The 8,781-nt window shown below is 75.9% G+C and carries 8 protein-coding genes and 1 tRNA gene; 6 read left to right on the top strand and 3 right to left on the bottom strand.

The genetic code is table 11. The features are described from left to right. Window positions 1-137: 137 nt before the first annotated feature. On the top strand, window positions 138-434 hold the full coding sequence (locus PATMI_RS0125430; RefSeq protein WP_026912945.1) for a hypothetical protein: 297 nt from the start codon (window positions 138-140) through the stop codon (window positions 432-434). A 94-nt stretch (window positions 435-528) separates the two neighbouring features. Beyond that, window positions 529-602 (top strand) — tRNA-Pro (locus PATMI_RS0125425). Window positions 603-697: 95 nt separating this feature from the next. Here the strand turns inward: PATMI_RS0125425 and PATMI_RS33320 are convergent. After that, window positions 698-1,924 carry a S1C family serine protease gene (locus PATMI_RS33320; RefSeq protein ID WP_051472281.1) on the bottom strand — a complete coding sequence of 409 codons (1,227 nt, stop codon included), beginning with the start codon at window positions 1,922-1,924 and terminating at the stop codon, window positions 698-700. Between the two features lie 127 nt (window positions 1,925-2,051). Here PATMI_RS33320 and PATMI_RS33315 point away from each other — a divergent pair, with 127 nt between their 5' ends. Continuing rightward, window positions 2,052-2,954, top strand: coding sequence for a DNA-3-methyladenine glycosylase family protein (locus PATMI_RS33315; RefSeq protein WP_051472280.1), 903 nt, complete (start codon window positions 2,052-2,054; stop codon window positions 2,952-2,954). Window positions 2,955-2,961: 7 nt separating this feature from the next. On the opposite strand, the gene PATMI_RS35515 is transcribed toward PATMI_RS33315, so the two are convergent. Then, window positions 2,962-4,833 carry a nicotinate phosphoribosyltransferase gene (locus tag PATMI_RS35515; RefSeq protein WP_051472279.1) on the bottom strand — a complete coding sequence of 624 codons (1,872 nt, stop codon included), beginning with the start codon at window positions 4,831-4,833 and terminating at the stop codon, window positions 2,962-2,964. A gap of 203 nt (window positions 4,834-5,036) precedes the next feature. Here PATMI_RS35515 and PATMI_RS0125405 point away from each other — a divergent pair, with 203 nt between their 5' ends. The 3 genes from PATMI_RS0125405 to PATMI_RS0125395 all read left to right on the top strand — a co-directional run bounded on the left by PATMI_RS0125405 (window position 5,037) and on the right by PATMI_RS0125395 (window position 8,118). Beyond that, complete coding sequence (locus tag PATMI_RS0125405) at window positions 5,037-6,083, top strand: TerC family protein (RefSeq protein WP_026912944.1); 1,047 nt, start codon at window positions 5,037-5,039, stop codon at window positions 6,081-6,083. Between the two features lie 144 nt (window positions 6,084-6,227). Next, complete coding sequence (locus PATMI_RS35510) at window positions 6,228-7,193, top strand: glycosyltransferase family 2 protein (RefSeq protein WP_051472278.1); 966 nt, start codon at window positions 6,228-6,230, stop codon at window positions 7,191-7,193. A 103-nt stretch (window positions 7,194-7,296) separates the two neighbouring features. After that, window positions 7,297-8,118 (top strand): MBL fold metallo-hydrolase, encoded by an 822-nt coding sequence (locus tag PATMI_RS0125395; RefSeq protein WP_026912943.1) that lies wholly within the window; start codon window positions 7,297-7,299, stop codon window positions 8,116-8,118. A gap of 58 nt (window positions 8,119-8,176) precedes the next feature. Here PATMI_RS0125395 and PATMI_RS0125390 read toward each other — a convergent pair whose 3' ends face one another. After that, a complete protein-coding gene (locus PATMI_RS0125390) occupies window positions 8,177-8,731 on the bottom strand; it encodes a TetR-like C-terminal domain-containing protein (protein ID WP_026912942.1) in 555 nt (184 codons plus the stop codon). Between the last annotated feature and the right edge of the window lie 50 nt (window positions 8,732-8,781).

The raw sequence follows: 8,781 nt of genomic DNA, 5'->3' as shown, positions 1-8,781 counted from the left end.
CGCCGACGTCACACCCGACGCCCCCGCCGACCCGCCCGCCGCGACGGCGCCGGAGCCGACGGCCGAGCCCGTGGCGGACGCCGCGCCGGCTGCGGACCCGGCCGTCCAGACCGACGCGCCCGACGGGGGCGCCGTCGGTGGCGAGTGACCGCGAGGGCCTGATCGACGTCGCGTCGCACTCCACGATGTACGCGATCGGCGCGTACTTCTGCGACCGGCATCCCGAGCTCGTCGACGACGTCCTGGCGGACGCCGACGCGATCGAGGGCGATGGGCTCCGCCGGTGGGCGGCTCGCGAGGACGTCGCGGTCCAGGACGCGTTCGAGACCCTGGTGACGGGGCTCGCCATCCGCTTCTACACGGCGCTGGCCGGCGAGGCGTTCGACGAGGGCGGCATCGGCGCGTCGTCCTCGGGCGGCGCCGGCGCCGGCTGATCCGGGCGTCCGGACCGCCCCGCCGCGAGGTGGGGGCGGGCACGGGGGTCAGGGGACGCGCGAGGGCCCGTCCGTGCCATACTCCTGCACGCATCGGGGCGTGGCGCAGCCTGGTAGCGCGCGCCGTTCGGGTCGGCGAGGTCGGAGGTTCAAATCCTCTCGCCCCGACTGCAAGTGCACAGACCCGAGTGCACGACGAGGCCCGCCGTCCTTCCGGACGGCGGGCCTCTCTCGTACTCCGGGGCGGGTGCCGCGGGCGACGCTCAGGGCGCCGTCGGCCGGGTGTCCGAGGACGTCGCGGTCGCGGGGCGCGTCCCGAGCGTGACCTTCGCGGTGCGCGTGTCCCCGCCCCGGGTGTAGGTCACCTCGACCTGCTCTCCGGGCTGGTGCGCGTCGACCGCGGTGCCCATGACCTCGGCGTTCGTCACGGCGGTGTCGCCGATCTTCGTGATCACGTCCCCGGCGCGCAGGCCGGCGTCCCCGGCCGGGCCGCTCGACGTGACGGCGGCGACGGTGGCGCCGACGCCGTCGTCGCCGCCCGCCGTCGGGTCGGCGGTGCTGACGCCGAGGTACGCGTGCTTCGCGGTGCCGGTCGCGCGGAGCTGCTTGACGACGCGGGTGACGGTGTCCGACGGGACGGCGAAGCCGATGCCGACGTTGCCACCGCTCTCCCCGCTCGACGACGTCGACGAGGTCGCGATCTGCGAGTTCACGCCGATCACCCGGCCCTCGGCGTTCAGCAGCGGGCCGCCGGAGTTGCCGGGGTTGATCGCCGCGTCGGTCTGCAGGACGCCGTTGATCGCGTATCCGTTGGGCGACTCGATGCTGCGGTGCAGCGCGGAGACGACGCCGGTGGTCAGCGTGCGGTCCAGGCCGTAGGGGTTGCCGATCGCGAACGTGGCGTCGCCGACCTGCACGTCGTCGGACTCGCCGAGCGTCAGGGCCGAGAGCGCCTTCGGCGCCGAGACCTTCAGGAGCGCGATGTCCGTCGACTGGTCGACGCCGACGACCTTCGCGGGGAGGGTGTCGCCGTCGCCGACCTTGACCTTCACGCTGTCGGCGCCGTCGATCACGTGGGCGTTGGTGACGACGTAGCCGTCGGAGGACACGACGAAGCCCGAGCCGGTGGCCGTCCCGGCCGACGACGACCCGCCCTGGCCCCCGGAGCCGTACGGGTCCGTGCCGGAGCCGCCGTAGGGGTCGTTCCCTGAACCGCCGAGGCCCTGGCGCGTCGCCGAGCCCGAGCCGGACGTGGTCGCGGTGATGTAGGCGACGGCGTCACGGCTCTGGGCGTAGATCTGGCCGGCGGTCAGCGCCGCGGACGACCCCGTGTCGGCGACGTTCTGGTTGACGACCTGCGACGGGGCGGCGGCCTCGGTGACCGTCCGGGTGTGGTCCCCGACCGCCTCCGACGCGATCACCGCGCCGCCGGTCCCGCCGACGAGGGCGGCGGTGCACATGACGACGATCGAGCGGGTCGGCTGCTTCATGGTGCACACGCTGACGGGGCCCGCTGACCCGGCCCCCAAGCGGTGCGAAGACGTTCCCCAAGGTCTCCGAAGAGCCACCGAAGGACCACGGGCGCCGCCCCGCGCGGGCGCATGGGACGATCGGGTCGTGGTCGAGACGATCCCGCTGCGGCTGTCGTGCCGCGCCCCGTTCGCCGGCCGGGCGCTCGTGGCGGTCCTCGCGGCGCGTGCCGTCGACGGGCTCGAGCGGATCGGGACGGACGGCTCCTACCTGCGCACGCTCGCGCTGCCCCACGGCCCGGCCGTCGCCCGGCTGCGGCCCGCGGAGGACGACGTCGTGGAGGGCGAGCTGCGGGCCACCGACGCCCGCGACGCCGAGGTGGCCGTGGCCCGGCTGCGGCACCTGCTCGACCTCGACGCCGATCCGGCGGTCGTCGACGCGCACCTGGCGACCGACCCCGTGCTCGCGCCGCTCGTCGCCCTGCGCCCGGGCCTGCGGGTCCTCGGGACCGTCGACGGCTTCGAGCTGGCGCTCCGGGCGGTCATCGGGCAGCAGGTCTCCGTCGCCGCCGCGCGCACGGTGCTCGGCCGCGTGGTGCTCGCCCACGGCGCGCCGCTCCCGGGCGGTCTGGACCCGGAGCCCGCCGGGCACGGGTTGCGGCTGCTGCCGGAGGCCCGCGTGGTCGCCGGGCTGCCCGACGACGCCCTCGCGATGCCGCGCGCGCGGGCGGCGACCGTCCGGCGCGTGGCCGCCGCGGTCGCCGACGGCACGCTCGACCTGCGGCACGGCGTCGCCCCGGGGACCGCGACCGCGGCGCTCCTGGCGCTCCGCGGGATCGGCCCGTGGACCGCGTCCTACGTCGCGATGCGGGGCCTCGGGGACCGCGACGCGTTCCCCGCGAGCGACCTCGTGCTGCGCCAGGCCGCGGCGTCGCTGGGACTGCCCTCCGACGCCCGCGGGCTGGCCCGCCACGCGGAGCGCTGGTCGCCGTGGCGCGCCTACGCCGCCCAGCACCTGTGGGCCGTCGCCGCGGCGGCGCGGACGCCCTGACCCTCCGTCAGTGCGAGGACGGCGCGCCGGTCGTCGCGGTCGTGGCGCCCGCCGTCCGGAGCTCCTCGAGGGCCCGGTCGCCGTCGCCGGGCGCGACGTCGACCGCGGCGACGGCGTCGGTGACCACGACGGTCGGGAGCCCGCCGCCCAGCGCGTCCAGGGCGGTCGCCCGGACGCAGTAGTCGGTCGCGAGGCCGCAGACGACGACCCGCGCGACGCCGCGGGCGCGGAGCGACTCGAGCAGCCCGGTGCCGTCGAAGGCCGAGTAGGCGTCGCGGTCGACGTCGGTGCCCTTGTCGAGGACGAGGCCGCCCTCGAGGTCGAGGCCGGGGTGCAGCTCCGCACCCCGCGTGCCGTCGACGCAGTGCGGGGGCCACGGCCCGCCGCGCTCCGCGAACGACACGTGGCCCTGCGGATGACGGTCGCGGGAGGCGTAGATCACCGCGCCGGCCGCCCGGGCGCGGTCCAGGAGGATCCCGATCGGTCCGAGGACGCGGTCGCCGTCCGGGACCCCGAGCGCGCCACCCGGCAGGAAGTCGTGCTGGACGTCGACGACGACGAGCGCGTCGTCGGGGCCGAGCAGGAGCTCGCCGGACAGCCCCGACCGCAGGGCCCGCAGCGCCCGGGAGCGCCGCACCGGCGGCGACGCGGTGCCCGCGCGCCCGAGCTCGGCCGCGGCCCGCTCGCGCGCGGCCGCGAGGTCCAGCGCGCCCGGCACCTCGACGCCGAGCCGGACGGCCGGCCGGAGCAGGGCCTCGCCCGGCGTCGCCTCGTGGGCCAGGTGGATCGTCAGCTCCGTCCCGTCACCGGTGCCGCGCCGCGCCAGGCCGTGCACGCCCGGGTCGGTCTCCTTGCCCGGGGAGCGCTTCATCACGTACCGGCGGTCGGGATCCGCCTCGTCGTGCTGCTCGCACAGCTTGTACACGCCGCCGAGCGGCTCGCCCGCGCGCAGGCGCGTGCCGAGGCCGAAGTCGTCGGCCGGCACGTCGGCCCGGACCATCGCGCCGATCGACGCCGCGTCGAGGTCGCCGCTGAGCATGATCCTGGTGTCCGGGAAGCCCGCCGCGTCCAGCTGGGCGCGGGCGTCGCGCGCTCCCTGGGCCAGGTCGCCCGAGTCGATGCGGATGCCGCGCAACGGGCTGCCCGTCCGGCGCGAGGCCGCCATCGCGCGGTCGATGCCGCGCGTCGTGTCGTACGTGTCGACGAGGACGGCGGTGCCCTCCGGGTGGTCGCCCAGGGCTTCCGCGAAGGCGTCCTCCTCGTGCTCCTCGCCGTGCGCCATCACGGCGTGGTGCGCCATCGTGCCGACCGTCGGGATCCCGTGCCGCATCCCCGCGAGCGGCAGCGCGGTACCCGCGAAGCCCGCGATCCACGCGGCGCGCGCCGTCTCGGGCCCGGCCTCCGGCCCGTCGAGCCGGCGGAGGGAGAAGTCGTAGACCGGTCGGTCGCCGGCGGCGCGGACGGCGTCGGAGGCCGTCGTCGCGACCCGGGTGCCGTAGTTCAGGGCCGCGAGCACGACGGGCTCGACGATCGTCGCCTGCACCCGCGGGGCGGTCACCCGGAGGAGCGGTACGCCCGCGGGGAGGCAGACGCCCTCCGGCACCGACCAGACCGTGCCGGTGAAGCGGAGGTGCTCCAGCGCGTGCAGCAGGGCGTCGGAGAAGCGCCCGTCGGCCCGCAGCCACGCGAGCTCCTCGGCGGTCGTCCGCAGGCCGAGGAGCCCGTCGACGGCCTCCCGCACCCCCGCGATCATCACCCACGGTCGGCCCGGCGGGAGGCGCCGGATCGTGACCTCGAACGAGACGAGGTCGTCCCGGTCGTGACGGACGAACGTGTCCGCCATCGTCAGGGTGTAGAGGTCGGTGGTGAGGACGCTCACGGGCTCCTGCCGTCCTGGCTTCGCGGGCTCGGCGGGGACGGCTTCAGGGCGCCTTGACGCTCGTCCGCTACCCTTCCGCCGGAGAAGGGCAGTATCCCGCAAGCGACGTCGCCGTCAGTACGGCCCCTCACGGGCCCGGTGCGTCCACCCCGGCGGTGGGAGAGACCTTCGACCCAATCCACCCCACGGTCGGAGTCCTCTCCATGTTCCATTCCATCCTTGCCAGCGGCGGCGGCGCGCCCGGCGCCGGCGAGACCCACTCGATCTTCGTGTGGATCGGCTTCACGGCGTTCATCGTCGCGATGCTCGCCCTCGACCTGGTCCTGCACTCGAAGACGGAGGGCACCGCGGACGACCCGCACACGCCGCCGTTCCGCTCGACGGTGACCTGGAGCATCTTCTGGACGCTCCTCGCGTTCGCCTTCACCGGCTACATCGCCGCGACGATGGGCGGCCGCGAGGCCAGCGAGTACGTCACGGGCTACGTCATCGAGCGCAGCCTGTCGCTCGACAACCTCTTCGTCTTCACGATCCTCTTCAGCTTCTTCGCGGTGCCGATCCAGTCGCAGCGCAAGGTGCTCTTCTACGGGATCATCGGCGCGATCGTCCTGCGGGCGATCTTCATCCTCGTCGGCGGCGCGCTGCTCGAGACCTTCTCGTGGATGATCTACGTCTTCGGCGTGTTCCTCGTCATCACCGGCATCCGTCTGGCGACGTCGCACGACAGCGAGGTCGACCCCGAGGCCAACCCGGTGCTGAAGCTCCTGCGGAAGGTCGTCCCGATCACGGACGACTACGAGGGCGAGAAGATCTTCACGAAGCGGGACGGCAAGCGTTGGGCGACGCCGATGTTCGCCGCGCTGGCGATGGTCGCCACGTTCGACGTCGTCTTCGCGATCGACTCGATCCCGGCCATCTTCGCCGTCACGCAGGACACGTTCATCGTCTTCGCCGCCAACGCGTTCGCGCTGCTCGGCCTGACGTCGCTGTTCTTCCTCGTCGCGGGTCTGCTCGAGCGGTTCCACTTCCTGAGCTACGGCCTCGCGTTCATCCTCACCTTCGTCGGGGTGAAGATGCTGCTGACCGACGTGTGGCACATGCCGCCGTTCGTCTCGCTGGCGGTCATCGTGCTCACGCTGCTGATCGCCGCCTGGGCCTCGCGGAAGTGGCCGAAGGACGAGGACGGGGGCGGCGACGACGCCGGGACGTCCGGCGGCACCGGCGACGCGACGCCGGCCCCGGCCGCCTGAGCCCGCGCCCGGGGACCGCGGACGCGGTTCCCCGGGCGCGCGTCGCGCCCCGCCGCGCCCGGCAGACCGCCCGACCGCCGGGCCGGCGGGCGGGCCGGAGCGCGGTCACGGGAGCTCCCGGGCCCGCTGGATACGCTGCGCCGAGTGCCCGACCCCGTCGTCTCCGTCGTCGTCCCCACGCACAACCGCGCCGCGCGCCTCGGGCGCCTGCTCGACGGGCTCCGCGCCCAGACCATCGGGACGGACGCGTTCGAGGTCGTCCTCTGCGACGACGCCTCGTCGGACCCCGCGGTCGCGACCGTGCTCCACGAGGCCGCCCACGACGGCCGACTCCACCTCCGCGTGCTGCGGCGGGAGGCGTCGGGTGGCCCCGCGGTCGCGCGCAACGTCGGCTGGCGGGCGGCATTGGCGCCGCTGGTCGCGTTCGTCGACGACGACTGCGTCCCGGTCCCGACGTGGCTCCAGGCCCTCGTCGACGCCCGCGACGCGGCGGGCGTCGACGACCTCGTGATCCAGGGCCCCGTGGACCCCGACCCCGCCGAGTACCCGCATCGGTACGGCCCGTTCTCCACCACGCTTTGGGTGAAGGAGGCGTCGCCGTGGTTCGAGACCGCCAACATCGCCTACCCCCGTGCGCTGCTCGACCGGCTCGGCGGCTTCGACGAGGAGCTCGTGATCGCCGGCGAGGACAGCGATCTGGGGTGGCGGGCCGTCGAGGCGGGGGCCACGGTCGTGTGGGCGGCACAGGCGCTCGTCCACCACGGCGTGATCGCCCAGGGTCCGTGGGGACGGATGTGGAAGGGGCGGCGCTGGCGCTACGTGCCGGCCGCGTTCGCGCGGCACGAGGGGCTGCGACGCGAGCTGCAGTACGGCGTCTTCTGGAACGACCGCCACCGCTGGCTCTTCGGGGCGCTCCTCGCGCTCCTGCTCCTGCGGCGGCGCGGGCCCGGCTGGTCGTTCCTGCGCTGGTGGTTCGGCGGGCCGTACCTCAAGCACCTCACGCACTACCGGACCGGCCCGCTGCTGGCCCCCTACCGCCTGGCCTGCGACGTCGTCGAGGTCGTGTCGATCGGCGAGGGCGCCGTCCGGCACCGCATCGTGATGCTCTGACGGGCCCGGCGGGACTCCGCACCGGGACCGTCCCGCCCGCGGACGGTCGATCGCCGCACGCCGGGCGCCCGGGGCGGGGCCACGCCCGCGCTAGGGTCCGCCGATGCCCGACGCGCCGGTGCTCGCCTCCCGGGGGATCTCGCTGCTGCGAGCGGACAACCCCGGCCCGAAGACCCTCGAGGGCACCAACACGTGGCTGCTGCACCGGGACGGCCGCGTCTGGGTCGTCGACCCCGGACCGGACCTGGCCGAGCACCTGGACGCCGTGACCGCCGCCGCGTCCGCGCTCGGCGAGGTCGCCGGGATCGCGCTGACCCACCGCCACGGCGACCACGCCGACGGGGTCCGCGGGCTCCTCGAGCGCGTCGGCCCGGTGCCCGTCGCGTCGAGCACCGGGTGGCTCCCGGAGGGGGCACCGGGGGGGACCGCCGCGGTCACCGTCGGCGAGGGCGACCGCTTCGGGCCGTTCGCGGTCGTCGCGACGCCCGGCCACGCCGCCGACCACGTCGTCTTCGTCGCGGGCGACGCCGCGTTCGTCGGCGACACCGTGCTGGGGACGGGCAGCGTGCTGCTCGTCCCGCACGAGCACGCGCTCCGGGGCTACCTCGACGCCCTGCGGCGCCTGCGCGAGCGGGGCCTCGCGATCCTGCTCCCCGGCCACGGCCCGGTCGTGGAGGACGCCGACGCGAAGCTCGACGAGTACGTCGCCCACCGCCTGGACCGCGAGCGCCGCGTCGTCGCGGCGCTGGAGGGCGGCGCCCGCACCGCCGACGAGCTCCTCGACGCCGTCTGGGACGACGCGCCCGGCATCCTGCGCCTGGCCGCCGCCGTCACGCTCCGCGCGCACCTCGACAAGCTCGCCGACGAGGGGCGACTCCCCGACGGCGTCGAGCTGCAGGAGTTCGGCGACTTCGACGGGCTGTAGAGGACGTCGTCGCGGGCCGGCCGTCCTCGTGCGCCGGCGCCGCGGCCACGACGGGTCGTCAGGAGGAGGCCGGACGACCCGCCGCGTGCGCGTCGAGCCCCGCGCGCTGGACGTCGACCAGGCGCGCGAACGACGCGTCGCGCGGGGCCGGCATGCCGAAGCCGCCGCCGGACTCGAGCAGGACGAACCCGTGCAGCGCGCTGCGGACGGCGCGCACGAGGTGGACGAGCTCCTCCTCGTCGTCCTCCCAGTGCCGGACGACGGCGAACACGACCTCGGTCGCCCGGGCGGCGGCGGCGCGCAGCTCGTCGTCCTCCGCCGGGACGACGCGCTGGGTCGCGGCGTACGCGCCCGGGTGGGCCAGCGCGTAGGCGCGGTAGGCGTCGGCGACGGCCCGGAGCGCGTCGGGCCCCGAGCGCCCGACGGCGGCGTCGCGCAGCGCGGTGCCGAGGTCCCGGAGGCCCCGCAGCGCGACCGCGCGCCGCGCGCCGTCCAAGCCGTCGACGTGGTGGTACAGCGACGGCGTGCGCACCCCGAGCTGGGCCGCCAGGCGCGAGAGGGTGAGCGCGGCGAGACCCTCCGCGTCGGCGATCGCGACGGCGGCGTCGGCCACCTGCGCCCCGTCGAGGCCGGGACGGCTGCGGCTCCCGGGCGTCCGGCGGG

The organism is Patulibacter minatonensis DSM 18081, assembly GCF_000519325.1.
GTDB classification, from domain to species: domain Bacteria; phylum Actinomycetota; class Thermoleophilia; order Solirubrobacterales; family Solirubrobacteraceae; genus Patulibacter; species Patulibacter minatonensis.
The sequence above is the reverse complement of the archived record's forward strand: the minus strand, read 5'-3'. Positions and strand labels throughout refer to the sequence as shown.

Excerpts from the sequence above, each read along its gene's own strand:
- PATMI_RS33320 (WP_051472281.1), bottom strand. The coding sequence starts at position 1,924 with ATGAAGCAGCCGACCCGCTCGATCGTCGTCATGTGCACCGCCGCCCTC.
- PATMI_RS0125405 (WP_026912944.1), top strand. The coding sequence starts at position 5,037 with ATGTTCCATTCCATCCTTGCCAGCGGCGGCGGCGCGCCCGGCGCCGGC.
- PATMI_RS0125395 (WP_026912943.1), top strand. The coding sequence starts at position 7,297 with ATGCCCGACGCGCCGGTGCTCGCCTCCCGGGGGATCTCGCTGCTGCGA.